26 protein-coding genes are annotated in these 24,833 nt (G+C 46.6%); 3 read left to right on the top strand and 23 right to left on the bottom strand.

Annotated elements, in window-relative coordinates; translation table 11 throughout:
* Positions 1–238 precede the first annotated feature (238 nt).
* The 5 genes from E4663_RS15955 to E4663_RS15935 form a co-directional block, all read right to left on the bottom strand.
* Positions 239–1,195, bottom strand: coding sequence for a class F sortase (locus tag E4663_RS15955; RefSeq protein ID WP_135328341.1), 957 nt, complete (start codon positions 1,193–1,195; stop codon positions 239–241).
* 27 nt (positions 1,196–1,222) lie between these two features.
* On the bottom strand, positions 1,223–2,542 hold the full coding sequence (locus tag E4663_RS15950; RefSeq protein ID WP_135328340.1) for a copper amine oxidase: 1,320 nt from the start codon (positions 2,540–2,542) through the stop codon (positions 1,223–1,225).
* Between the two features lie 126 nt (positions 2,543–2,668).
* Entirely contained in the window at positions 2,669–5,737 is a 3,069-nt protein-coding gene (locus E4663_RS15945) for an efflux RND transporter permease subunit (protein ID WP_135328339.1), read from the bottom strand.
* A 1-nt stretch (position 5,738) separates the two neighbouring features.
* Positions 5,739–7,067 carry an efflux RND transporter periplasmic adaptor subunit gene (locus tag E4663_RS15940; protein WP_135328338.1) on the bottom strand — a complete coding sequence of 443 codons (1,329 nt, stop codon included), beginning with the start codon at positions 7,065–7,067 and terminating at the stop codon, positions 5,739–5,741.
* A 447-nt stretch (positions 7,068–7,514) separates the two neighbouring features.
* The gene (locus E4663_RS15935) at positions 7,515–8,135 is read right to left on the bottom strand and encodes a hypothetical protein (RefSeq protein WP_079477976.1); all 621 of its coding nucleotides are present in this window, start codon (positions 8,133–8,135) and stop codon (positions 7,515–7,517) included.
* A gap of 185 nt (positions 8,136–8,320) precedes the next feature.
* On the opposite strand from E4663_RS15935, the gene E4663_RS15930 reads away from it, so the two are divergent.
* Together E4663_RS15930 and E4663_RS19845 are read left to right on the top strand one after the other, a co-directional pair.
* Positions 8,321–8,500 carry a YjfB family protein gene (locus tag E4663_RS15930; RefSeq protein WP_135328337.1) on the top strand — a complete coding sequence of 60 codons (180 nt, stop codon included), beginning with the start codon at positions 8,321–8,323 and terminating at the stop codon, positions 8,498–8,500.
* 137 nt (positions 8,501–8,637) lie between these two features.
* Positions 8,638–8,814 carry a hypothetical protein gene (locus E4663_RS19845; RefSeq protein WP_158290517.1) on the top strand — a complete coding sequence of 59 codons (177 nt, stop codon included), beginning with the start codon at positions 8,638–8,640 and terminating at the stop codon, positions 8,812–8,814.
* Between the two features lie 21 nt (positions 8,815–8,835).
* Here the strand turns inward: E4663_RS19845 and E4663_RS15925 are convergent, their stop codons facing one another.
* On the bottom strand, positions 8,836–9,138 hold the full coding sequence (locus tag E4663_RS15925) for a hypothetical protein (RefSeq protein WP_135328336.1): 303 nt from the start codon (positions 9,136–9,138) through the stop codon (positions 8,836–8,838).
* Between the two features lie 86 nt (positions 9,139–9,224).
* Entirely contained in the window at positions 9,225–9,647 is a 423-nt protein-coding gene (gene fabZ / locus E4663_RS15920; protein ID WP_135328335.1) for a 3-hydroxyacyl-ACP dehydratase FabZ, read from the bottom strand.
* A 142-nt stretch (positions 9,648–9,789) separates the two neighbouring features.
* Here fabZ and E4663_RS15915 point away from each other — a divergent pair, with 142 nt between their 5' ends.
* Positions 9,790–9,933, top strand: a complete 144-nt coding sequence (locus tag E4663_RS15915; RefSeq protein ID WP_135328334.1) for a lmo0937 family membrane protein — start codon at positions 9,790–9,792, stop codon at positions 9,931–9,933.
* Positions 9,934–9,982: 49 nt separating this feature from the next.
* On the opposite strand, the gene E4663_RS15910 is transcribed toward E4663_RS15915, so the two are convergent.
* The 16 genes from E4663_RS15910 to E4663_RS15835 form a co-directional block, all read right to left on the bottom strand.
* Positions 9,983–10,474 carry a GNAT family N-acetyltransferase gene (locus tag E4663_RS15910; protein ID WP_135328333.1) on the bottom strand — a complete coding sequence of 164 codons (492 nt, stop codon included), beginning with the start codon at positions 10,472–10,474 and terminating at the stop codon, positions 9,983–9,985.
* A 93-nt stretch (positions 10,475–10,567) separates the two neighbouring features.
* Positions 10,568–11,650, bottom strand: a complete 1,083-nt coding sequence (locus tag E4663_RS15905; RefSeq protein WP_135328332.1) for a class I SAM-dependent methyltransferase — start codon at positions 11,648–11,650, stop codon at positions 10,568–10,570.
* A 5-nt stretch (positions 11,651–11,655) separates the two neighbouring features.
* Positions 11,656–12,978, bottom strand: a complete 1,323-nt coding sequence (locus E4663_RS15900) for an FAD-dependent oxidoreductase (protein WP_135328331.1) — start codon at positions 12,976–12,978, stop codon at positions 11,656–11,658.
* A 154-nt stretch (positions 12,979–13,132) separates the two neighbouring features.
* Entirely contained in the window at positions 13,133–13,444 is a 312-nt protein-coding gene (locus E4663_RS15895; protein WP_079477969.1) for a DNA-directed RNA polymerase subunit beta, read from the bottom strand.
* A 19-nt stretch (positions 13,445–13,463) separates the two neighbouring features.
* On the bottom strand, positions 13,464–14,285 hold the full coding sequence (locus tag E4663_RS15890) for a flagellar hook-basal body protein (RefSeq protein WP_079477968.1): 822 nt from the start codon (positions 14,283–14,285) through the stop codon (positions 13,464–13,466).
* Between the two features lie 15 nt (positions 14,286–14,300).
* Positions 14,301–15,128 carry a flagellar hook-basal body protein gene (locus tag E4663_RS15885; protein WP_135328330.1) on the bottom strand — a complete coding sequence of 276 codons (828 nt, stop codon included), beginning with the start codon at positions 15,126–15,128 and terminating at the stop codon, positions 14,301–14,303.
* A 74-nt stretch (positions 15,129–15,202) separates the two neighbouring features.
* Positions 15,203–16,198: a rod shape-determining protein gene (mreB, locus tag E4663_RS15880; RefSeq protein ID WP_079477966.1), complete on the bottom strand. Its 996-nt coding sequence runs from the start codon at positions 16,196–16,198 to the stop codon at positions 15,203–15,205.
* Between the two features lie 214 nt (positions 16,199–16,412).
* Positions 16,413–16,685 carry a sporulation transcriptional regulator SpoIIID gene (gene spoIIID / locus E4663_RS15875; protein ID WP_135328329.1) on the bottom strand — a complete coding sequence of 91 codons (273 nt, stop codon included), beginning with the start codon at positions 16,683–16,685 and terminating at the stop codon, positions 16,413–16,415.
* A 362-nt stretch (positions 16,686–17,047) separates the two neighbouring features.
* Positions 17,048–17,914, bottom strand: coding sequence for a stage II sporulation protein SpoIIQ (locus E4663_RS15870; RefSeq protein WP_241657222.1), 867 nt, complete (start codon positions 17,912–17,914; stop codon positions 17,048–17,050).
* Positions 17,915–18,035: 121 nt separating this feature from the next.
* On the bottom strand, positions 18,036–19,025 hold the full coding sequence (gene spoIID, locus E4663_RS15865; RefSeq protein WP_079477963.1) for a stage II sporulation protein D: 990 nt from the start codon (positions 19,023–19,025) through the stop codon (positions 18,036–18,038).
* 273 nt (positions 19,026–19,298) lie between these two features.
* Positions 19,299–20,609, bottom strand: a complete 1,311-nt coding sequence (gene murA / locus E4663_RS15860) for a UDP-N-acetylglucosamine 1-carboxyvinyltransferase (protein WP_135328328.1) — start codon at positions 20,607–20,609, stop codon at positions 19,299–19,301.
* A 33-nt stretch (positions 20,610–20,642) separates the two neighbouring features.
* A complete protein-coding gene (locus E4663_RS15855; RefSeq protein WP_135328327.1) occupies positions 20,643–21,338 on the bottom strand; it encodes a YwmB family TATA-box binding protein in 696 nt (231 codons plus the stop codon).
* A 93-nt stretch (positions 21,339–21,431) separates the two neighbouring features.
* Entirely contained in the window at positions 21,432–21,665 is a 234-nt protein-coding gene (locus E4663_RS15850; protein ID WP_079477960.1) for a DUF1146 family protein, read from the bottom strand.
* Positions 21,666–21,866: 201 nt separating this feature from the next.
* Positions 21,867–22,271, bottom strand: coding sequence for a F0F1 ATP synthase subunit epsilon (locus tag E4663_RS15845; protein ID WP_079477959.1), 405 nt, complete (start codon positions 22,269–22,271; stop codon positions 21,867–21,869).
* A gap of 74 nt (positions 22,272–22,345) precedes the next feature.
* Positions 22,346–23,758, bottom strand: a complete 1,413-nt coding sequence (gene atpD, locus E4663_RS15840; protein WP_079477958.1) for a F0F1 ATP synthase subunit beta — start codon at positions 23,756–23,758, stop codon at positions 22,346–22,348.
* Between the two features lie 120 nt (positions 23,759–23,878).
* Positions 23,879–24,745, bottom strand: a complete 867-nt coding sequence (locus E4663_RS15835; RefSeq protein WP_079477957.1) for a F0F1 ATP synthase subunit gamma — start codon at positions 24,743–24,745, stop codon at positions 23,879–23,881.
* Positions 24,746–24,833: the final 88 nt, after the last annotated feature.

The raw sequence follows: 24,833 nt of genomic DNA, 5'->3' as shown, positions 1-24,833 counted from the left end.
CTCTCTGTCCCAAATAGAAAAAAGGCAGCCACTTCGCAGGTGGCTGCCTTTTTGAATGGAGGCGGACATTGATGTCCGGCTCTTTGTTTATCTTCGAATTGAAAGGTATATCAATCAGGGTAAGCGAGCCATTAACGATATGGCTTGGGGTTCTTCGTAGCTGACTTATCTACGAAAAACAGTATTTATCCATCAAACTGCCAGATGGGACGGATTCCCTGACCCCACGTCCTACGGGTCATTCTCCTGCTATAGTGGATGGCTCTGATTCTGTTCCATCTTTATTGACCGCCGTTACATAGTATTCATACTCACTCGCTTTCGGTTCGGAGTATGCTTTTCTTTCATGTTGGGAGACGCTTGCGACCTTGTCGAAGGTTTCGCCTCCGTCGCGGCTCTCATACACACGGTATCCGGCGATGTCGTCTTCTCTGACGGCATACCAAGTGAGGAATGCTCCGCTCACTTGCACGTTCGTCGGCGAAGGAACGGTCTCTTTTGGTTCTTTCAATGTCGAGTAGACAACAAGACGATCCTGGTGTCCACCTTTGTCGCGGATGAATTCGCCTGTACATGTAATCAGGTTCAACCGCTTTTCATTCGTCGATCCGAAGATCTTCTCAATTGGAGAGTTGTATTGCGGGTAGCTCTCCAGTTTTTGTACGACATACGTTTTCTCTTTTCCGTCTTTTCCAGTGACGGTGAATTCATCGCCTTTTTTCATTTGGTCTAAGTGATAGAAGACAGCAGGACCCGTTTTGCTATCTACGTGTCCGGCGATTACCGCATTCCCTCGATTACCTGGCTGGGTGCCTGGTTCGAACCAACCGGCTTTCAATGGATCTTCAGGAACGCCCATTTCTCCGTTGTCGAGGACACCTACACTTTCGATTTTGGCATCGACGTCAATGGAGGGAATCCGGATGCGGGTCGGAATGATGCCTTCTTCGGCTTGCTTTTCGTTCTTGACGACCTTCTCGTCATTCATATTCTCATCTTTATTGATGACGGTGAATTCACCTTCTAGGATTTCTTTCTGTTTCTCTTCAGGAGCTGATTGCGACTGAGGGTTTTCGACTCGGACGACCTGTGTGTCCTCTTTTGTCCAAACCGCCCACGCATTCGTTTCATATATGACCAGGAAAAGGGCAATCAAGCCCATGACGGTGAAATATAGCCTCCAATTCAACTTCATTGTCCCTTCCCCCTTTTATCAAAAAAATTAGGCTTTCTTACGATAGACGATTCCGGCAGATACCAGTGCAAACAGTCCGAAGGCTGTCCAAATCAATGTGGAGTTATGGTCACTCATGCCGCCCATTCCGGTGTCCGGCATTTCTTCTGGCATTTGATCTTGAGCGAACTGATCAGGCATTTGCTTCACAATCGCATCTCCTAACGTTTCTCCGATGCCGAACATGAACCCGTATCCTTCACGGAAAGTATCATAAGATGCTGCATAGTCTTCTGATACGTATTGGTCGAATGTCTGCAATACTTGTTCTTCATGCTTCCAGACAGCTTCTGTTGCTGCGTCTTCCGGTAGGTTTCCTTCTGTTGCTGTCGCTAGAAATGCCCCGAAGTCCTCAGCGAAAGTCATTAGGCTGTCTTCTGCCATTTGGCGTGCTTCTTCATCTTCTTCCAGTGTAGCAGTTACGACGTCTGATTGTGCATTGATATGATCTTGCTGCCATACTTTTTCAAATTGAGCCGCTCCTTCTTCCCCGTACAAGGAAGCGATCGCTGCTTTGAATTCAGCGGTATGTTCGTTCTCCGCCCATGTTACGAAATCATAGTCAGCTGATTGGTTGTAGCCTTTCTGCATCTCCAACACGGCTAGTGCGAAGTGTTCAGAAGCTAGGGCATTCAGATTCGAACGCAGATCCGCTGCTGGTGTGTCTGCTTTTGTTTGTTCAAACTTATCCGGCATTTGTGTGACAATCGCAGAAGACAAGGCTTCACTGATGTCGAACATACGGTGGAATCCGTCACGGAATGCTTGATAAGATTGTTGGTATTCTTCATTTACATAGTGATCAAAGACTTTCAGTACATCTTCTTCATGCGCAGCTAGTACTTGCTTCGCAGCGTCTTCAGGAAGGTTCCCTTCTGTAGCGGTCGCTAGGAAACTTCCGAATTCATTGACGAATTCATCGACTTCCTGCTCGGCCATTTTGCGAGCTTCCTCATCATTATTCTTAGCTGCTTCTACGAATCCATCGGCATAGTCGTTATGGCCACGGAAAATCTCTTCGAACTGCTTAGCCGCTTCCTCTCCATAAACTGAGGCAATCGCCGGTGTCATGTCAGCCGCGTTTTGATCGAGCTTCTCCCAAACGGCATCACGATCTGGCGCTTCATCATAAGATTTCATCATGTATGTTGTTGCCAAAACGAAGTGTTCCGATAAAAGCTGATCGAGTGTTGCTCTCAAATCAGATCCAGGGGTTTTGACGGTTGTAGTACCGTTCGCCATGGCAACAGATGGGACGAGCATCATAATAGCTAGTAACGAGATCAAGATACGTTTTACGTTTTTCATGAATCTCTCTCCTTTGTTATGTGTTTTCTTGTATAGCTATCGAAACAGAAAGGAGATTGGATCACTTTTTTCTAAAAAAAAATATAAAAAAGCACTTTGCTGCTGTGAGCAAAGTGCTTATACCATCTACACACGCTTACGGAAGAAGCCTGTGATCTTATTGGATAAATCATCGAAATACGTGTACACGACCGGAATGAGAATCAGCGTAAAGAAGCTAGATACCGTCAGACCGAAGATGATCGTGACAGCAAGTGGCTGCTGAGCTTCTGCACCGCGGCCGATGCCGATCGCAAGTGGCACCATTCCGAGTACGGTCGTCAGCGTCGTCATCAGAATCGGACGCAATCGGTTCGGACCTGCTTCGAGAATTGCTTCATAGCGGTCGTAGGATTTACTCCTCAGAATGTTGATATAGTCGACAAGCACGATGGCGTTGTTGACGACGATTCCGGCGAGCATGATGATCCCGACGAACGCCGGCAGACTGAATGGCAGGCCGGTAATGAAGAGCCCTACCGTGATGCCGATGATGGTTGCCGGCAGCGAGAACATGATGATGAACGGGAACAGGAAGTTCTCGAACTGGATCGCCATGACTGCATAAACGAGGAATATCGAGAATAGTAAGGCGAGCGACAAATCACCGAACGCTTCCTGCATATCCTGTGCCTGTCCACCTATTTCATACGAATAGCCATCAGGAAAATTCAAGCGCTCAAGCTCTGCACGGACTTCTTCGGTCGCCGTACCGAGATCCTGTCCGACAACTTCCGCCTCAACGTTCACCTGCGGCTGCTGGTCCTGTCTGAGCAGCGTAACCGGACCTTGCACCTGTTCCAAGTTTGCGATCGTCGCAAGAGGAATCAAGCTTCCAGTCGGTGTCTGGACCGACATTCCTTCAAGGTCTGCGATGGTTTGACGCTGTTCTTCCGGTAAAATCAAACGCACATCGATCTCGTCGCTTCCATTACGGTAACGGGTCGCGATTTGACCGTTGAATCCAAGGCGCACTTGACCGATCACTTCTTGATAGCTCAAACCATATTGCGCTGCTTTCTCACGGTTGACGTCGATCTGCAATTCCGGTCTGCCTTCGTCGGTTGAGGAAGTCGCATTGCTGACACCGTCGACTTGGTTCATGACATAGGCAACTTGGCCAGCGATCTGGTCGAGGACTTCGTATTCGGTTCCGTTCAGCTGCACTTGAAGTGGCGCACCTGTACCGAGGCCGGCATCCATTTCACTGACTTGGATGTCTGCTCCTGGAATGTCGGATACCGATTCTTGAAGTTGTTCGACCATTTGAGCCGTCGTCCGCTCCCGGTCCCCAGGATCGATGAGCTCGATTGTATAGGAAGCGAAGTCGGACGATCCGTTGCCGATGCCCGTCATCCCTCCACCACCAATGGTGACGTAGCTGACATCAATGATGTCGCTATATTCACTGAGTCTCTCATCAACGGTATTGGTCAGTTGTTCTGTTTCATCGATGGAAGTTCCCTCTGGCATGTTGACGCGCATCGTAATCTGTCCTTGGTCAGATGCTGGAATGAATTCCGTTCCGATCAGCGGTACAAGTGCACCACTCCCTACTACTAAGAGAAGGGTCACCAACACCGTCGACTTTCTCCACTTCAATACGAAGCGCAGCAACGACCGGTAGCGATCGTTCACTTTTTCCATGAAGCGGTCGAACCAGTAACGACGTCCACTCATTTGGAGTGGTTTCGTCAATAACTTAGACGAGAGCATCGGAATCAAGGTCACCGACACCGCAAGTGAGGCAATCAAAGCGAACATGATCACGAGCGCGAGCGGTGTGAACAGCTCGGACGCAATCCCTTCAACGAAAATGATCGGCAGGAAGACAACGAGTGTCGTCGTCGCAGAGGCGATAACGGCAGGCGCAAGTTCGGAGGCCCCTTGCTTCGCCGCTTCTACCATCGTATATCCTTGCTGCCTGTAGCTGACGATATTTTCTAAGATAACAATCGAGCTGTCGACCATCATCCCGATTCCGAGGGCGAGCCCTCCCATCGTAAGCACGTTCAACGTCTCGCCAGTGAAGTACATGAGCGTGAACGTCGAGATGATCGCAATCGGTATAGATAAGCCGATAACAAGCGTTGCACGTACACTCTTCAAAAATAGTAACAAAACAAGCACAGAAAAGACGCCACCTAGGAGAATGTTCCATACGACGCTGTTGATCGATGTTTTGATAAATTCAGAGGTATCTAGAATGACGCTCGTCCCTACCTCTTCCGGAAGATCCGCTCGTAATTCCTCAATCGCTGCGCGTACTTCATCGGCAGTCTCGACGGTGTTGGCATCTGTCTTTTTCAAAATCGAAAGTACGACAGACGGCTCGCCGTTCACTTTCGAAATGGAATTCGAGTTTACAAGCGTATCTTCGACATCTGCGATTTGACCGAGCTTCACGCGCGCACCAGTCTGAGACTGGATAATCGTGTTTTCGACGTCTTCAATCGAGTCGAACTCGCCTTCTAGACGGATCTGTAAATCTTTCTTCCCTTTTTCAATCGCTCCGGCTGAAGCCGATTGATTCGAAGTCGTCAGTGTCTGGACGATTGTCTGGGAGTTCAGTCCGTACTGGGAAAGTTGAGCTCGGTCGACCAAGACTTGAACTTCCCGGATTTTACCTCCTTCAATACCGACAGAGGCAACACCTGACTGTCGTTCAAGAAAAGGGACAATCCGGTTTTCCGCCACTTGCTGCAGCTCTTCTGGTGTGTCACCGGATAAGCCTATGTTCATGATTGGAAGCTGTCCGGGGTCGAAGCGAAGCACGTTCGGTTCGCCTGCTCCATCCGGGAGAATGCCCTGAGCCTGATCGACTTTCTCGCGGACTTCGAGCAGCGTGCTGTCCAAATTGACGCCCGTATTGAATTGCATAAGTACAAGAGAGGAGCCCGCTTGAGACTGGGATTGCAACACTTCAAGTCCCTCAATCGAACTGACGGAGGACTCTACCGGCCGGCTCACCAGTTTCTCTACTTCCTGCGGAGCTGCCCCTTCATAGCTCGTCGACACAACGGCAATCGGCAGTTCGATTTCCGGATATAAGTCGATCGTCAAACTTCTAAGCGACACGAAGCCGAGGCCGAGTAAAGCCACGACAATCATGATAACGCCGACAGGACGCTTGACGGATAAGTTGACCAAATTCACGTTAAGCGTCCTCCTTCATGATGGACACTTGTCCGCCATCGGTCAGTGTCAGCTGGCCTGAAGTGATGACTTCCGCTTGTTTCGGAAGATCCGCCTCAATAGCCATCTTATCCGTCTGTGCTTCAAGAATCTTCACATCAACGCGGACTGCCTTTTCATCCACTACATGATAGAGATACGCTTCTCCACCGTTTTCAACAACGGCATCCGTCGGGACAATCAGTGAACTCTCGACTACGATCTCTGGTAAAAGGAAAGTTGCCATCATGCCTGGCTTTATGTTCTCGTCATCATTCGGAACCGTCGCCTCGACGGGGTACAAACCGGTATCATCCGGAACAGAACTTATATAATTAATCGTAGACGTCACCTTTTGGTCGATCGAATCCACCTGCACCTCGAGCTCCTCCCCTTTTTTAAACAGCGAGAGTTGTTCTGGTGTAAGGGAAGCCGTGACGGTCATCGGGTTCAATCCTACAATCGAAGCAAACGGTTGCTGATTCGTGACAAAGTCACCAACACTCGCATTCAAAGTGGACAATTCTCCGGAAGCTTGCGCTGTGACCGCTTGGTTAGCAGTTTGATCTTTTGCCTGCTGCAATTGCACATTCGCCTGTTCTACCTGCAACTCCGCCTGCTCAACGGCATTTTGAGCTTGCTCGAGCTGTTGGTTCGCTTGGTCTACTTGGGCTTCTGCTTGAGCAACTGCGGACGATGATTGCGGCTGTTGTCCCTGAAGCTGTTGGACTTGAGCGTGTGCCTGGTCGGCCCTATTCTGCGCCTGGACAGCCAAACTTTCTGGTACAACACCTTCCTCTACGAGCTGCTGGGTCTGATTAGCCAGTTCCTGGGCTTGTTCATACTGTTGCTTTGCCGCTTTCACGGCTTGGCTCGTTTGACTTTGTTCTGCGTTCGATGCTTTATTCGCAAGCTCAACTTGCTCTTCTGCATTCTCGACACCCAGTGCCGCTTGCTGTTTTGAAATACGGGCGTTTTCCAACTGCTTTTCCGCCTGGCGGACAGCCAGCTGTTGCAGTTCGATCTGGTCCTCTCCTGAACCTGGGTCGACTACTCCGATCGTGTCGCCTTTCTCTACACGATCACCCTTCTCAAACTTCAGTGATACTAATTCCCCTGGAGTTTCCGAAATGACTTGTGATGTTTCGGCCGTAGTCGCACGTCCGACAATCTCTCTTTCTACAATAAAATCGCCCCTCGAAATCTCAGCGGTTTCGACCGGCGTCACTCGTGGCTCTTTATCCTCGGCTGCTTCCTGGTTTGAACAGGCTACAACCGTCATCAGTAGTATCAGCGCGACGAAACGTTTCATGTTCAGACTTCCTCTCCTTCACTCTCTTCTAGCCCCTATGAATCACGTACTTATCTGTCTATTTAGTTTCTCCGAAAAAAGTCCCTGCATACTTCTTTTCACAGTGCTGACCGAGTAGTCATAATTAAGGATAATGTTACTAAAGCACGAATCTTATTGCAACTTGTTGGAGTGTGAATAGATTGACAAATTTTTGTCGAAAGTGCCTTGTTCAATCAAAAAGCCGGACTCTAGGAATGGAGTCCGGCTTTTTGAAGCGATTCTGCACAGTAAGATAGTGCTTCGTGGTCTGGAAAACAACTCGCTTTGCAATACTTTACATGAACAACATCATTGACCTTTGAGTGGAAACCACTCAGGTGTGGACCATAATTGGAAGAACCGACAATACTTGCTCGAAAATCTGAAAACCCGGACTCTCTATTCAGAGTCCGGGTTTTCTTTCAATCAGGAAAGCTTGTTTCCTAGTTGAGCGACAATCAGATCCAGTTTCTTCACTTTCGGAAGATCATAATCGCGGAATCTTTCATCAAAATGATTGAAGATCGGCTCAAGGGATTCTTCTTCAAGCAACTGATTGTACGTACGGAATGTGTGCTGATACTGTTCCATGTACCGCTTCATCTTCTTATCGAAGCCAGATAAGTGGTACGTTGATGAAAAGTCGAATGCTTTCACAATGTCACCGTCATACGTCGGGAATTCAGGATTCATCGTATGCAGCATTGCCGCTGCAAGCGGGAATTGCATTGTCGGGTTTCCTTTATGGTTCTTGACATCATACAAATCCTTCGTAATGCGTACAATATTCGGACGTTCCTGACCACGCTGGTTCTCCATCAGTTTGAAGTACTCATCCTCGAATTCGCTCGTCAGACTAGGGTTGTCCAATCGGAAGAAACTACGGAAGACGAATCGGAACAGATGGTCATCCGGTACATACGTGTCTTGAAACAATTGATGTAAGTAGATGTACACATCCAGTTTCTCTTGTGGAATCTGGTTGACGACAGATTCATGTTCCTCTAATAATAAATCTCTTAAATCATCGGCTGTACGATATTTCATTTGTCATCACCTCTACTCGCTTTTTTTCCGTTCACGCGCGCTTTGAAACTATTAAAAGGTTGTTATCTTTCATTTTACAGAACCCGGGCTCATTTTCCAACAGATTTCAAAATCGCGAACTTAGTCGTATTTTGCTTGATAGAATATATGGAGGAACCGATAGGAAAAGAAAGGGAGGGAATTATATGGATATCGCCGCGCTATCGATGGCGATGAGTGCCGTCGACTTGAAGCAACAGTCGAGTCTGAAAGTTATGGATAAAGCGATGAACAATGCCGAATCTGAAGGCAAACAAGTCGTGAACATGATAGAGGAATCCATTCCTCATCCGAGTCTTGGGAATCAAATTGATCTTAAAGGCTAGTACTTAAGGGAGACAGTTGATGCTGTCTCCCTAGACTATGGAGCATAGTTTTGTTTAAAGAAGGTAAATTGCGAGTGGATTTCTTTATCGACAGTACTTCCACTTTCCCTACTTTATTGAAAAGGAAGGATGCCATTATGAGTCGAACATTAGCGATCTTTGGGTGGATAGCATTTTTCTGTGGTATCGGTTTATATGTACTGGATATCCTCTGGTTCCTTGATGTCCTTGTGCCTGTCTTCACCATCGGTGGCTTGAGTTTACTCGCTATTGCCATGTTCCTATCGTTCAGCGAACAAAAAAAGAGCCGCTGAGATTAGCGGCTTTAGTGCGTCTTACTCGTTTTTATCGTCTTCACTGTTTTCCATCGTGTCTTCGTTCGTCATGTCTTCATCCGGGTTCTCCCCGTCCGTCATGTCGTTCTGGTCCTCTTCCAACTGATCTTCCTCTTGCTGCATTTCCTCATCATTCTCTTCTTCCATGTTTCCGTCGTCGTTGTTATCATCCCCGTCCATATTCTCTTCCGTGCCGTTGTTGTCGTTTCCGTTCTCATCAACCGGCTCTTCGTCAGAAGCACAAGCACCTAGAAGTGTAATGGCTAAGAGAGCGGTCAACAATTTCAATGATAGGTTTTTCATGTCTTTTCCTCCTTTTATTGTTGTCGCCTCCTAGTCTGCCCCAATTCTTTATTCCTATAAAAAAAGAGCTGAGCAATATGCTCAACTCATTTCAGCGCAAACATGATCTCCGCTTCACACGCTACTTCACCATCGACCGTCGCTTTCGCTTTGCCTTTGCCGATTGGTCCTTTCAAACGTACGATTTCAACCTCAAGGCGCAGACGATCGCCTGGTTTCACTTGGCGCTTGAAGCGACACTTATCAATGCCCGTGAAGAAAGCAAGCTTGCCTTGGTTCTCTTCCTTCTTCAGCATCGCGACAGCACCCATTTGCGCCAGCGCTTCTGTGATCAGCACGCCAGGCATGACAGGGTAATCCGGGAAGTGTCCTTGGAAGAAAGGTTCGTTCATCGTAACATTTTTGTATCCGACTGCTTTTTCCCCTTCCACCACTTCTTCTACTTGGTCAATTAACAAGAATGGATAGCGGTGAGGGATGATTTCTTTGATTTGTTCAATATCTAACATGCATAAACTCCTTTCCTAACTACTAGTCTTATTATAAAGGTCCTGAGTCATTTGGACAAAATTTCTTTCCCTCGGTTTCGGAATGGTTATTTTAGGATAAGGAACAATAAGAAGGCACTCATTGGGAAGGAGGGAACTGTCCATGTTATACACAATCTTAATTGTTTTGCTTGTTCTATGGTTGCTCGGTCTCATTGGCGGTGTTGGTGGTAACTTAGTCCACTTATTGCTGGTGATCGCCCTTATCGTACTTATTGTTCGACTTGTGCAAGGAAGACGGCCTTAGATATACTCCGCTTACAACACGTCTAGTTGTAGGCGGAGTTTTTTTATAACTAAATTTTATACTGATAAAATTTAGTATCAACCTTTACTACAGGAAAACCTTCCGGTAAACTGCTTCGCTCCAATTCTACAAATCCGTTCTTCTCATAAAATCGATGAGCTGCTTTGAAAGCCGACGTCGTACCTAACAAAATAGATTCAACAGAATGAGATTCTGCCCACTCTAACGCTTGTGATAATAGCTGATCCGCCGTCCTGAATCTTGAACCGCGAAATTCTGTATGTACAAACATTTTCCTCAGAGCCAATCGGTTATCCCCTATGTCTAACAGGGCGATTGTGCCAATCACTCTCCCCTGTTGCTCGGCCACCCAGAAGTTTCCCTTTCCCTTTTGATAAAAGGTTGGGATCTCCTCTAAATCAGGTTGGTCTTCCCTCGTGATGGCTATCCCGTATTCATCCTGTTGGATTTGTAAGATAAGCTCTAAGACGCCTTCTTGATTCTCTTCCTCATATTCCTTGATTGTAATACTTTTCTCCATTAACGAACCCCCATGACACAGTTAACCTCATTATAAATGACTCTCTTTCTTTTTCCATAGAAAAAGCGCCCGTTTATCGGACGCTTACTACGTTTAGGATGTACGTGTCAGTTCTGCTTTGGCACGATCCGCTTGAATGCTCTGTTCACTACTGCCTGCCATCGTAGATTGACGTATCTCATTGACTGGCGAGCTCGGAGCCAGCCAGAACGTGTACCAGGATCCTTCTTTGATGATCGGATCAAAGTCGAACATCTCGAATTGACAATCGTCTGAGATATCCTCCAGTTCCTCTTTCTTCGGCAGGGCGAACAGGTTTTCATGGGCGATGAAGAAACTGTTGAATGCGGAAGAAAAAGCGTGACCATAGCCGCTCTCACTGATCGGAGTAATGACAGAAATCACTCCTTGGTCGGTTACGTACTGGTGCAAGTGATCTAATAGCTCCCCACGCTCATCAGGGTGAATGTAGTGGAAGATATTATGGAGCAAGACGACGTCCGTTTTTTCCTCAGGCTCCCATGACTTGATGTCGCCCACTTCAAAGGAAATGTTCGGATATCCTTCTGACAGGCGGCGTGCTTTGTTGACGACTTTCTGGTTGATGTCGACTCCGATCATCTGAACACCAGGGAACTCTTGAGCCAGTTTACGCAAATAACCACCGTGGCCACAGCCCAAGTCTACTACCGTTCTCACATTGCGGTGGCGGAGCATTTTGAAAATCTTCTTCATGGCGAAATGCTCTAGTAGTGCAGAGGTTTCCGCCACGATTTCCCCGTGACGCTCGTGATCGAATTTCGCACGATGGTGGGAGCGCATGATTTCTGGATATTGGAGCATCGTTGGAATATGGAGCTCCATCATTTCTTTCAAAATGGCTTTCAACCCTGGGGAAACGTCACCCATTAATGTGGAACAACGCTGTTTGGACGTACGGAACCGTTCATTGGGGCGTTTTTTCAAGTGCTTCACCGCGACACCGACTCGTACCCAAGACGCAAGCAAGTCCCTCGGATACCCGGTATTATCACTGACCTCATCTATCGTTATCGACTTTTCAAACTCATTGAACAAGTCCAGTTCCACTCCGACATAAGCATGCCAGCTCGGGAGGAACGATTCATTCTTCTTCATCCACTTTCTAGCCTGCATGGCAATTACCCATTCATTCATGTCTCTCATCCCTTCTCCTGGTATCTCCAAGGATAATCTTCTTTCTCAGAGAACAAGTATTTTTTCTGTTGTCGATCGCTTACTTTTTTCTTTCTAGGGGGAAGGATATTCCCTTGGATAGCCCGGTCGAAGAGACTGAAGTCCCAGCGCCCGAGACCGGATATATTTAACATTTGTTTCACGTGAAGCGGATCATCGTCATAAATCCGCTGTACAGCTCTCGAACGGAACTGGCGCCATAGTTCGAAACGGAACGAGTACACGAGGGCGGAAAGGTGACTTAAGTTAAGTAGAAAAGATACGCGCGGTTTTCGGACATCTTCGTAGTAATGAAGATATTCATCATAGGGCTTGTCTTCTTCTTTACACCACGCCAATAGTTCTCCGAGTACATCCGCATCTTGGATAGCGAGATTCATGCCTTCTCCGGCCATCGGGTGTACAGTATGTGCTGCATCTCCGATAATGGCAAGGTTGCCAGAATAATAGTGGTCGACATGGTAAGTGAACGGAATCATCAACTGGACGGTTTTCCAATCTTTGATGGCACGGACACCTTCTGCGAGCTCTGGTTCAAGCTCTGAGTAAGCTTGGTACAAATACTCAAGGCCCTTTTCCTTGATCGTCTTGTACTCTCCTGCCTTGATTAAAAACACTGTACGGACTTCGTTATCCGGGAGTGGAAACAGCCCGAGGAAGCAGCTTTCTGTCGTAATGATCTTTCCTTTTGTAAAAGTCTCAGGTCTCGGGATGGTGACGGTAAGGAAGTGGTGATTATAATCTTTCCGCTTAACTTTGACGTCCATCGCGTCGCGCGTAGGAGAACTTCTACCTTCCGCTCCCACATAAACTTGAGCCTGGATGAATTTGAACTCTTTATTATGTTTCACTTTAGCCATACCATTTTCAAAACCTAAGAAGCGCGCTCCTCCTAAATAATGAAAATACTCTTCATACGACTTTCCTTTATTCCTTAGGATGGCCTTCGTCTTCTCATGAGGAACCATCAAAGAGTGATCATAAATGCTGGCGACGCGTCCGTAATCGAGCTCGGTCAGATTGATCTCTTCCGGTTCCTGATGCGGTCTGCGCTTGATTTCCTGGAACCTGAGTTGGTCCAGGACATGTCCACAAGCTTCGATCTCCTCAATCACTCCGAGGCGTTCTAGTATGGCGAGGGTCTTTGGCTGCAATAGTTCTCCTTTGTAGACGGGTGACTCTTTGGTCAGCTGTTCCGCTATGGTGACATGGACACCCCGACTGGCTAATTTTGCAGCAAGCGCAAGGCCTCCGACGCCGCCTCCTGCAATGAACACATCTGTTTTCACATCGTATTCCCTCCCACCGTTCCAACATCAAATACTATCTTTACATAGTTCCCTGTTTGGGATTATGAAAACATAAAAAAAGACACGAGCCGGCGTCCGACTCGTGTCATATCTGTCCCTCTATCACATAGTATAAATAGTATAAAAGGACAAGCTATTCTGTTTTCGTCACAATATCAAAGATATGCTGCCACGTATCCCAATCCAATGCATCGGTAGGCTTTCCGTCCCCGATGATGCCATACCCGACCATTGCTCCTAAGACTAGAGCAACTACGCTGAGAAGAAGGACAATGATGATACGGACCCAAATGGGAAGTATTCGGCGACGTCCTTTTTTGCTTTTCTTTTCCCTCTTCGGTTTGGACGCCTTCGCTTCCTGCTTCGATGCTTTTTCAGTTTGTCGCTTGCGCTCTTTCTCTTCTCGAGGGGCTTTGTTCTGCCCGGCTTTAGGATCTGTTGCCATGGTCGTCAAACTCCTTATATTATGATCTCAATTGATTGACAAGTCCCATCATCTGATCACTTGTCGAAATCGACTTAGCGTTGAATTGATAAGCACGCTGGGCCATTAGCATATCGGTCAGTTCTTTGGACATATCAACATTGGAAGCTTCGAGCGTCTGGCTTTGCAGCTGTTGGTCATTGAAAGCTACATCCGCAAAAATTCCATCTACCTCTATATTATCAGGAATCCGGAAACGATTCTCGCCTGTTGCTTCAAGAATGCGCGGACGAACGGCTTCCACGACATCAATCTGTGCTTCGATCACTTGTTGTTCCCCGCGCGTGACCGAGATACCACCCTGATCTGTAATGGCAATACCATCTATACCATCGTCGAGAGCAATCGGCTCGCCACCCTCTCCGATGACTGGATTCCCATTACTATCGGAAAGCAGAAGCTGACCATTCTCAAGCGGGCTTAAATAGAAGTTACCGGACCTTGTGTACTGTGTCTCTGTACCTTCTTCTGTCGGTACTTGCACTTGGAACATATGGTTATCCGCTAGTAGTGCGAGATCGAGCTCCCGTCCTGTATTCTGAAGGCTTCCTTGGCGAAGGTCAATGTTCGTGTGTCCGAGCCTTGCACCAGTGCCGATCCGGACTCCATCCGGTGTAAGACGGTTTCGTTGGGCTTGGTCATCATCAAGATTATCGATCTGCTGCACGAGCAGAGAAGAAAAGTTCGAATTGCGACTCTTATACCCTGTCGTACTGCTATTCGATAAGTTGTTCCCGATCAAATCAAGTTTCTGCTGAAGTTGTCCCATCGTCACCGATGCTTGGATCATTGAACGATTCATCCGCCATACGCCCCCTTATCGTAGTCTCCCGATCTCTGTGACCGCTTTTTGCATGTTCTGATCATAGGCTTTCAATACTCGCTGGTTCATCTCAAACGACCTGTATGTATTCATCATTTCTGTCATCGTTCGGGCAGGGTCGACGTTTGATCCTTCCAGTACACTTTGACGTACATCAAAGGCTACCTCAGGATTCGCTCTCGCATTCACAAGAGCAGCCGCTTCCTCTCCAGGCTGATAGACGTCATTGCCCTCTTTCACCATATCTTCTGCGTTCGCTGCATAGGATAGGCCAAGTGGAATCTGTTGGTCACCAATTGTAAGGACACCTTCACCAGACACATCAAACTCCAGTCCATCCGTGTTGATCGGATTCCCCGCGTCATCCAACACGTAATTGCCTTGGTTCGTTGTCAGAAACCCTTCATTGTCGACGGTGAAGTTACCATTGCGTGTATGACTCAACTCGCCTTCTTCGTTCTGTACATTGAAGAAGACCATTCCTTTTTCATCTGGTACATCGCCTTGAATAAGAGCCATATCCGTCGTAATACCCGTTTCGCGAATATCCCCTTGTGAAAAGGATGGAACCGTCTCCTGGACATAGACACCCGTATTAAGGGATCCTACTTCTTGACGGACAGGAAGATTGATTCCGCCCGTAGTGGTCGGAATCTCCTTCGCTCCCATCTGCTCAATCAAGAGTTCCGGAAACGCACGCATCGTTCCTTGATCCGCTTTGTACCCTGGCGTATATGCATTAGACATGTTATTGGACAGTGTTTCCTGCATTCGCTGATTAGCTACCATCCCTGAAGCTGCGGTGTAGAATCCTCTTAACAACGGTAATCTCTCCCTTAATTATGTATCAAAGGCTCTCCGTCTTCAGACGGTCGCCTTCGTGTATGCTATAAGAATTACTTAGAAGAAACTCGCTTATCTAGGTGTTCAAGCATAATCCCTGTACCTGCTGCAACACAGTCCATCGGAGACTCTGCTACAAGAACCGGTACCTTCAGCTCTTCCGCAAGCAGCTGATCGATTCCGTGAAGTAATGCTCCCCCACCTGTCATAATGACACCACGATCAATGATATCAGCAGACAATTCAGGTGGTGTACGCTCCAATACTTGCTTGGCAGCTTGAACGATGACCTGCACAGATTCTCTGAGAGACCGCTCCACTTCTTCAGAATTCACCGTAATCGTGCGCGGAAGTCCGGATACCATATCACGGCCACGGATTTCGATTTCTTCGTGACGTGAACCTGGGAATACGGTCGCTACATTGATTTTGATGTCTTCTGCTGTACGCTCACCGATCAGAAGCTTATACTCTTTCTTGATGTATTGCAGAATTTCGTGGTCGAACTTGTCACCTGCCATTTTGATAGAGGAAGCTGTTACGATATCTCCCATAGAAAGAACCGCAACGTCCGTCGTTCCTCCACCGATGTCTACTACCATATTACCGCTCGGCTGGAAAATATCCATACCTGCGCCAATAGCAGCTACTTTCGGCTCTTCTTCTAAAATGACGTTTTTGCCACCTGATTTCTCAGCGGCTTCTTTAATGGCTTTTTGTTCTACCTTCGTTATGTTCGTCGGGCAACAGATCAGCATACGTGGCTTCGACAAAAAGCCGCGCACATTCGTTTTTTGAATGAAGTGCTTGAGCATGGCTTCCGTCACATCGAAATCGGCAATGACGCCATCTTTCAATGGACGCATCGCTTCGATATTGCCGGGGGTTCTTCCGACCATGCGACGTGCTTCTTCCCCTACTTCAAGCACTTTTCCCGTATTACGGTCCATCGCCACAACAGAAGGTTCGTTCAAAACGATTCCTTTTCCTTTTACATGTATCAGTACGTTAGCCGTACCTAGGTCAATTCCGATATCTCTTGCGAACATGTCCTGTAGATCCTCCCTATTGTAAAAACAATCCTATACCTATTTATCATTCAACAAAGCTTGTTTTTTTAGTCTTCTTGCAGCCCTTTATTTCTTCGGAGCATGCAAACATATCTAATTCTATATTCTATCACAAGAATACGACATTCGTCTTACTTGAAATGAAAAAAGTTCCTATATATCGAGGATTTCTGACAATGGAAGGACCTTTCGTTCAGGAAAGGGGTTGAGCAGGGCGTTCGTCTGTCCTATATTTCTTTCGAGTGGCTTCTCCACCGCGCAAGTGCCGGATTTCCTTGTGGTAGTCAAGAATTTTCTTTACTTCCCTTGCAAGTTCCGGATTCACCTCTGGAAGCCGCTCGGTCAGGTCTTTATGAACCGTACTCTTGGAAACGCCGAACTCCTTTGCAATCACTCGTACCGTTTTTCTCGTTTCGATCACGTGCTCTCCAATCTTGATGGTCCTCTCTTTGATGTAATCATGCACTCCACTCGCCTCCTGTGATTGACTATCCAAGGGGGTGGCTTGACGGAAAGCTCTTCTGTTATGAAATTGGTAAGGGGGCCTCTTGATGTTTGTCATAGCAGTTGACCCTGGATGTTACCGAGTGCTCGGTTATCCTCATTGTATTACTAAAAGATTGCAGATATGCTATTTATGTAACAGCCGAGTTTGTCATGTAGCGAATCACAAGCTTGTTCCATTCAAAGATCATGTAAGGAATATATAACCGCTTACCTGAGGAGTCTTGACCGTTCTCCCCATAGGAAAGCGAATCCTTGCAAAGCTTCCTCCTCTCCTCAACCACTTTTTCACACAAAAAAAATGAGGGTAAGAATACCCTCATCTTATGCTTGTGTTGTTGAGATTGATGATGCGCTATCTTCTTCTGGTGCTGGTTGTTCTTCGTCAGAATCTGTAGGTTCTTCAGATGGAGTACCTTCTTCATCTTCCTGTACAGGAGCGTTATCTTCTGCTTCGTCTTCTTGAGCTGGAGTATTGTCTTGTGCTTCTTCTTCATCTACTCCGTCTTCAGAACCGTCATCAATGTTTGAGACTGGTTGTCCAAAGAAATTCTCAGGGTTTACAGGCTCGCCTGCTTTACGTACTTCAAAGTGTACGTGTACGCCGCTAGCTTGTCCGAAAGAGTTGCTTCCTGCTGTACCTAGAACATCACCTTGTGTCACGCTAGCACCTGTTTCAACTTGTACTTGATCTAGGCTTGCGTAAACCGTGCTGACATCTTGGTCGTGTGTGATTTCAATAACATTTCCGTAAAGCGGATCTTCTTTGATCTCTGTTACCGTACCAGATAGGGACGCTGTAACTTCGAAGGATTCTCCATCTTCTCTAGTAATGTCTACGCCTTCACTTTGGTAATACTTATTGTTGTATAGGACCAGTGCACTTTCTTGTTCAGCTTCAGTTGCGTCGTAGTCATAGAAGTTGGTTACGATGGAAGCAGTCGCTTCATCCACAACCGGCATTTGCAAGTTCTCGTTTTGTTCCATGACAGGTACAGATTCGTCTCTAGTATTGTTTGTCAGGATTTCATCTTGAACGTTTGTTTCCGGCTCTTCTTGAACTTGATCTAAGTCACTTGCTCCTTGTTGGTACCAAAACACTCCGACTAACACTAATGCAGCTACCGACAGATACAAAGCTGGATACAACCACTTCTTGCGCATCAAGCGTTTAACCTTTAATTTAGTCACGCTTTTGTTTTCTTCCTCTCTCATGTTCATCACCTCAAAAACCATTCTGAACAGATTAGAGGAAATATATACATAACAATGAAAAATTTATTAAAGGCCAGGTGAGCACCTGGCCTTTTGTCTACTTCAAAGCAGTTTGTGTGCTCAAAGGAGAGATTTCGATCCCTTTATAGTAGTGCTTCACAATGTCTTTATACGTTCTGCCATCTTTGGCCATGCCGTTTGCTCCGTACTGACTCATCCCTACCCCGTGTCCATAGCCCTTCGTCGTAAAAATGATATGATCCCCTTTTTGGGACATCGTAAAATCACTGGACGATAGACTGAATGCTTCTCGAATCTCTCGACCTGTGAACGTCTTGTCTCCGAAATGCACTTCATCCACTCGGTTGCCTTGTGTCTTGGTAAGCGTCGTACCAGCAATAGTAGAAACGCCTAATGTTGCCTGCAATTCCTCTGAGCTGATGATCTTCTGGTCCTTGAACTTCGGTGAAGATTGATCCCAAGGGCTTTCTACACTTTTCAAATACGGAATCTCATTTTCCCAATAGTCTTCTGCATTTTCAGTAAACCCGTTGCTAGTCGAGAAAAAAGCCGCCGTGATCGGCTTGCGTTCGTACGTGATGATTTCTCCAGCCGTTGCTTTGACAGCTTCATTGATTTTCTTCATATTACCTTGATATGCGTCCTGCCATTGTTGTCTAAGTTCCACATCGTTTTTGTACACCTGATGCTGGACAGTGTCTGTTACGTCCGCTTTCTCTGACACAGGAGATCCGTTCTCCAATTGTCCCGTAATATACGTTCTCGCTGCCAAAGATTGTGCCTTCAAAGCCTCTACTTCGAAATTAGCCGGCATCTCCGAAGCGACCACTCTCGCCACATACGTCTCTAAAGGAACTTTCTCGACTTCCCCACTGCTCCTTAACACTCTGACAGTGAAAGGCGACAGGTCCTGAGGAAGTTCCGCTTGTTGTTCTTGAGGTGTCTCGCGAACTTGATCCATGTCATTGGATCCTGTAAAAGGTACAACAATCAAAGTTGGTATGATGAGTATGGCCATGAAAAGACCACCTACGGCGATGATACCTATCCAATTTTCTCTCTTCATTCGCATCCTCCCGGGCTTAGAATCGAGGGGACATCCCTCTAGTAAATATATATCCAGCATTGGGAGATGATAGAACCTTTCTATGTAAAAAAGTGGCGGTGGGACGTTAATCGGTAATCAGACAGGGTTACTTGAGAATTCAAGATCACTAATGGAGAAAACGACACCATACCTACGAAATACAACCTCATTATTAAGGAATGTTTTTCGACGCAAAAAAAAGCTTGCCTATCTCATCAAACAGATGAAATAGGCAAGCTCAGGTTGAATATATTATAAGGTCGATAATGATTCGCTTGGCTCGAGTTCTTCTTGGTAAGTTTCTACTTCATTCACGCGCTCGATATCTGCACCTAGAGCACGAAGCTTTTCAGTGAAGTTTACATAGCCTCGATCGAGGTGCTTAAGCTCTGTTACGCGAGTATAGCCTTCAGATACTAATCCCGCTAGCACAAGTGCGGCACCGGCACGTAAGTCGGTTGCAGCTACTTCTGCTCCTTGCAAGCTGGAAGGTCCTTCGACGATGACACTGCGACCTTCGATTTTCAGGTTCGCATTCATACGACGGAATTCTTCTACATGCATAAAGCGGTTTTCAAAGACTGTCTCTGTAATGACACTGTTACCCTGTGCACTCAACATAAGAGCCATCATTTGAGATTGCATATCTGTCGGGAATCCTGGGTGTGGCATCGTCTTGATGTCAGTTGCTTTCAAACGATCCGGTCCGATGACACGAACGCCATCTTCCTCTTCACGAATGGTTACACCCATCTCTTCCATTTTGGCAATGACAGAACGAATGTGTTCCGGCATAGCACCTTCTACAAGGACGTTACCGCCAGTAATAGCTGCGGCTACCATGAACGTACCGACCTCGATACGGTCAGGGATGATAGTATGTTCTGCGCCAGTGAGTTTCTCCACTCCCTCGATACGGATTGTTTCTGTACCCGCACCGACGATATGCGCTCCCATTTTGTTCAAGTAGTTAGCAAGGTCAACAATCTCTGGCTCTTTCGCACAGTTCTCAAGGACTGTCTTACCTTCTGCTAGAGCAGCTGCCATCATGACGTTTTCTGTAGCGCCGACACTCGGCACGTCAAAATAAACTTTCGCTCCTTGCAGGCGACCTTTCACTTCAGCTTCTACATAGCCGTTTCCTACAGTAACTTCCGCTCCCATAGCTTCGAAGCCTTTCAAGTGCTGATCGATCGGTCTTGATCCAATCGCACATCCTCCAGGCATAGCGACTTTAGCATGGCCATAGCGGGCCAAAAGTGGTCCCAATACAAGAACAGAAGCGCGCATTTTACGAACATATTCAATTGGTGCTTCGGTCTCGAGTTGACGAGAAGCATCTACCGTGACTGTATTTCCTTCGACATGTACATCAGCGTTCATATGTTTTATGACTTGGTTGATTGTCGTTACATCTGCTAATGCAGGAACGTCATGCAAAACGCTTTTACCTTCACTTGCGATTATACTTGCTGCGATGACAGGCAGTACGGCATTCTTGGCACCTTCAGCTTTCACAGTACCATTCAGCTGCCTCCCACCACGGACGATGATTTTTTCCAAGGTTCATTCTCCTTCGCGTCCATATTCATTATATTAATATTCAGCAGTAATAATGGGTGTTCCAATCGTTACGTTTGTCCTTCCGCCCAATGTTCTCGAAGCGAACTGCACGTTCATCTCTTCACTAAGTATTGGGAGTGATTGACCCCATTTGTTACTATGTCCGGACATACTTGTCCAACCATTGTCTTTGACTACGTTTATCGTTACAACATCGAATGCTTCTTTGAATTTCTCATACACTAAAACATCATCAATAATACCATTTTTCACTGACTTAATACAAGAGAAAATAGTGACATTTTCTGAGAAAAGTCGACTTTTCGTAAGATCCTTACGTGAGGCCCATTTTTGGCTTAGAGAGGCATTTCCCTTCCCATCTATAGCATAAACCCTTTCAGCGGAATTAATGGAATCATTTGGTATAATCAGGCTTAACGTTTCTATTATATCACCTGTCTGTTTCGTCCATGTCCGTTTCTCCGCGTGAATCGTTTCTTCAACTTCTGGTTCATCTTCGAAAAGGGAAGAAGCTTGTTGAGCCCACTTCTCTGTTTCATCTTGGTGGATCGGTTCTTTCGCGGTCCAAGACCATTCTGTAATCTCCAGCTGCTCGTCCTCAGCAAAGTCTGCAAATTGCTGTAACTGATTCTCTTCAGACCTCTCCTGTGGATAAACACCTGAAATCACCATTATCAACGACCCGATCAATGCAATTATCACTTTCATTTTTTATGCCTCCCCAAGCATCAACTTACTATAAGTTTGACCTAGGAAGACATCATTCATACGATGCAATTTCAAACAACTTTAGACATGTTTCTAAAACAGATAAATGAGACTGTTCGACCAAGAAATTAAGTCGAGGAAGAAGTTACTTACGGTCGTTCCGAGCGCAATCGTCACAAATATAATGAAGAGTCTCGCTTCGAATACGCGCTGCTTTCTGAAGAAAGCGTCGAAGTTCACCGCTTGTATCAGTCTCCAGGTAATAATGATGAAAATCAAATGCGATGTCATGCTGACTAGTGCATCTTGTGCGAAGTATTGTTCCACCTAAAAAAACACCTCTTTCCCCTATATACCAATGCATGACATAGTTCAAACAGGAATTGACAAGAAAGCAATATTATTTTTCATTTCCCGGGTAATAGTGACAATAATATACTATTCGAACACAAAGTGACAGGAGTTGCGGTCGAAATGAAATTTTTTCTTGAAAAGAAATAAAAAACTGCTCTCAAAGATGAAAGCAGTTTAGAAGTTGTTCTCAAAAACGTCCAAACGATTAATGGCTCGTTTGAGGGCCATTTCAGCCCGTTTGAAATCTATGTCGGATTGTTTATCTTGTAGACGGCGCTCGGCACGCTCTTTCGCTTTGCGGGCACGACTGATGTCGATATCGGATGGCTTTTCAGCTGACTGAGCTAAAATCGTCACTTTATCAGGACGGACTTCTAAGAACCCACCACTGACTGCGATACGATCTGATTTGCCTTCGCCTTTAAGACGAACCGCGCTGATTGTGAGAGGAGCGACCATCGGGATGTGTCCAGGTAGAATACCCAGTTCCCCGCTCTCCGCCTTACAACTAACCATTTCAAATGCATCTTCCAATACCGGGCCATCAGGAGTGACAACACTCACCGTTAGTGTGCTCATAGTAATTCCTCCTTGGCTGTAGCAAACGGTAAGGCGTCCTAAGAAGAACGCCTCCCGATTCCATCACCTATGGTTTATTGCATTTGTTCTGCTTTTTCAACAACTTCCTCAATACGTCCGACTAGACGGAACGCATCCTCTGGAAGGTCGTCGTACTTGCCGTCAAGGATTTCTTTGAAGCCTTTAACAGTTTCAGATACAGGAACGTAAGAACCTTTTTGACCTGTGAACTGCTCAGCTACGTGGAAGTTCTGAGATAGGAAGAACTGAACGCGACGTGCACGGGAAACCGTCAGTTTATCTTCATCAGAAAGCTCATCCATACCCAAGATAGCGATGATATCTTGAAGTTCTTTGTAACGCTGAAGCGTACGTTGAACTTCACGTGCTACTTCGTAGTGCTCATCTCCGACGATATCCGGATCTAATGCACGGGAAGTAGAGGCAAGTGGATCCACGGCTGGGTAGATACCTTGCTCAGATAGTTTACGCTCAAGGTTCGTTGTCGCATCCAAGTGTGCGAACGTAGTCGCTGGAGCCGGGTCCGTGTAGTCATCGGCAGGTACATAAATCGCCTGGATCGATGTAACGGAACCTTTATCCGTAGATGTGATACGTTCCTGAAGCTGACCCATTTCTGTTGCAAGTGTCGGCTGGTAACCAACGGCTGATGGCATACGACCAAGTAGGGCGGATACCTCAAGACCACCTTGCGTGAAACGGAAGATGTTATCGATGAAGAACAGAACGTCCTGTCCTTCTTCGTCACGGAAATACTCGGCCATTGTAAGACCAGACAAGGCAACACGCATACGTGCACCAGGCGGCTCGTTCATCTGACCGAAGACCATAGCTGTTTTCTTGATTACGCCAGAGTCTGTCATTTCGTAGTAAAGGTCGTTACCTTCACGAGTACGCTCACCAACACCAGCGAATACGGAGATACCACCGTGCTCTTGTGCGATGTTGTTGATTAATTCCTGGATCAGTACAGTTTTACCTACACCGGCACCACCGAACAAACCGATTTTACCACCTTTAACATAAGGGGCAAGCAAGTCTACAACTTTGATTCCTGTTTCAAGAATCTCTGTCTGTGTTGCAAGGTTTTCGAATTTCGGAGCTTCGCGGTGAATCGGGTCACGGCGTACATCCGCAGGAAGTGGTTCGTCAAGGTCAATGTTCTTACCTTCAACGTTGAATACTCGACCAAGTGTTACGTCTCCTACAGGTACAGAGATCGGCTCTCCAGTATCTGTAACAGATGTTCCACGCATTACACCATCTGTAGATGACATAGCAACGGTACGTACCGTGTTATCACCTAGGTGAAGAGCAACTTCTAGTGTAAGGTCGACGCTTTTTTCGTTTTCATTTTTCGCTTCGTAACTTACGTGTAGGGCATTATTAATATCAGGGAGATGTCCATCATCGAACGTGACATCGACAACGGGTCCCATGATTTGGGTCACGCGTCCATTACTCATCGATTTCCCTCCTAACTTTCTGTAAACAAAGGCGCTAGTACCCTCTCAGACATTTACATGTCACGAGGAACTGGAGCCCGACGTGGCTATCCACGCTATTCACTTAAAAAAATGAGACTTCTATTCGAGGGCAGCGGCTCCGCCAACGATCTCAGTAATCTCTTGGGTAATAGCAGCCTGACGTGCACGGTTATAAGAAAGCGTAAGATCGCCGATCAATTCATCAGCATTATCCGTCGCACTCTTCATCGCGGTCATACGTGCTGCGTGTTCACTAGCTTTACTGTCTAGCAGTGCTCCGTAAATCAAGCTCTCCGCATACTGTGGAAGCAAGACCTCAAGGATTCCTTCTTGGTCTGGTTCATACTCGTAAGAGCTGGATGGAGCTTTCTTAGTATCTAATTCAATGTCAGTCAAAGGAAGAACCTTCTTCTCCGTCACTTCTTGAGTGATGGCACTGACATAGTGGTTGTAATAAATGTATAGCTGATCGATTTCACCATCTGAGAACAATTGAACGGCGTCAGAGGCGATATCTTTAATATCAGCAAAGTCCGGCTGATCGGAAAGCCCTGTAATATCCATATCGACAGGCATATTACGCTTACGGAAAAAGTCGCGACCGATACGGCCCATCGTAATCAACGTATATTCATCAGCAGATGTATGGTGCTGACGGACTTGTTGATAGACTTTTCGCAAGACACTACTGTTGTAGGCTCCTGCTAAGCCACGATCAGATGTGATGACAAGGTAGCCTGTCCGCTTCACTTCGCGGGACTCAAGCATCGGGTGACTCGCATCACCGCCACCTTGTGCGATGTTCGCAACGACTTCCTGGATCTTCTCACTATAAGGAACGAACTGCCTTGCGTTCTGCTCGGCACGGTTCAGTTTAGAGGCAGAAACCATTTCCATCGCTTTCGTAATCTGCTTCGTCTTCTTAGTGGACGTAATCCGGCCTTTAATATCTCTAAGGGATGCCACGCTGTTTCACCACCCTTTCTAGCTGGTTCGGTCGATTTCAATCAAACGTTTGTTTAAGACCTGGAGGGCGGCTGAACAGCTCGTACGC

It is taken from the genome of Halobacillus salinus (assembly GCF_004684905.1).
Lineage (GTDB): Bacteria > Bacillota > Bacilli > Bacillales > Halobacillaceae > Halobacillus > Halobacillus salinus.
This window is presented reverse-complemented; position numbering and strand designations above follow the sequence as displayed.

Bases quoted from the DNA above. Each gene is read 5' to 3' on its own strand.
- E4663_RS15950 (WP_135328340.1), bottom strand. From the start codon at position 2,542: ATGAAAAACGTAAAACGTATCTTGATCTCGTTACTAGCTATTATGATG.
- E4663_RS15895 (WP_079477969.1), bottom strand. From the start codon at position 13,444: ATGGCAACAGATCCTAAAGCCGGGCAGAACAAAGCCCCTCGAGAAGAG.
- E4663_RS15955 (WP_135328341.1), bottom strand. From the start codon at position 1,195: ATGAAGTTGAATTGGAGGCTATATTTCACCGTCATGGGCTTGATTGCC.
- E4663_RS19845 (WP_158290517.1), top strand. From the start codon at position 8,638: ATGAGTCGAACATTAGCGATCTTTGGGTGGATAGCATTTTTCTGTGGT.
- E4663_RS15935 (WP_079477976.1), bottom strand. From the start codon at position 8,135: ATGAAATATCGTACAGCCGATGATTTAAGAGATTTATTATTAGAGGAA.
- E4663_RS15890 (WP_079477968.1), bottom strand. From the start codon at position 14,285: ATGAATCGTTCAATGATCCAAGCATCGGTGACGATGGGACAACTTCAG.
- E4663_RS15845 (WP_079477959.1), bottom strand. From the start codon at position 22,271: ATGAGCACACTAACGGTGAGTGTTGTCACTCCTGATGGCCCGGTATTG.
- E4663_RS15925 (WP_135328336.1), bottom strand. From the start codon at position 9,138: ATGAAAAACCTATCATTGAAATTGTTGACCGCTCTCTTAGCCATTACA.
- spoIID (WP_079477963.1), bottom strand. From the start codon at position 19,025: ATGAAGAGAGAAAATTGGATAGGTATCATCGCCGTAGGTGGTCTTTTC.
- atpD (WP_079477958.1), bottom strand. From the start codon at position 23,758: ATGAGTAATGGACGCGTGACCCAAATCATGGGACCCGTTGTCGATGTC.
- E4663_RS15855 (WP_135328327.1), bottom strand. From the start codon at position 21,338: ATGAAAGTGATAATTGCATTGATCGGGTCGTTGATAATGGTGATTTCA.
- fabZ (WP_135328335.1), bottom strand. From the start codon at position 9,647: ATGTTAGATATTGAACAAATCAAAGAAATCATCCCTCACCGCTATCCA.
- E4663_RS15910 (WP_135328333.1), bottom strand. From the start codon at position 10,474: ATGGAGAAAAGTATTACAATCAAGGAATATGAGGAAGAGAATCAAGAA.
- mreB (WP_079477966.1), bottom strand. From the start codon at position 16,198: ATGTTCGCAAGAGATATCGGAATTGACCTAGGTACGGCTAACGTACTG.
- E4663_RS15940 (WP_135328338.1), bottom strand. From the start codon at position 7,067: ATGAAACGTTTCGTCGCGCTGATACTACTGATGACGGTTGTAGCCTGT.
- E4663_RS15930 (WP_135328337.1), top strand. From the start codon at position 8,321: ATGGATATCGCCGCGCTATCGATGGCGATGAGTGCCGTCGACTTGAAG.
- E4663_RS15905 (WP_135328332.1), bottom strand. From the start codon at position 11,650: ATGAATGAATGGGTAATTGCCATGCAGGCTAGAAAGTGGATGAAGAAG.
- E4663_RS15915 (WP_135328334.1), top strand. From the start codon at position 9,790: ATGTTATACACAATCTTAATTGTTTTGCTTGTTCTATGGTTGCTCGGT.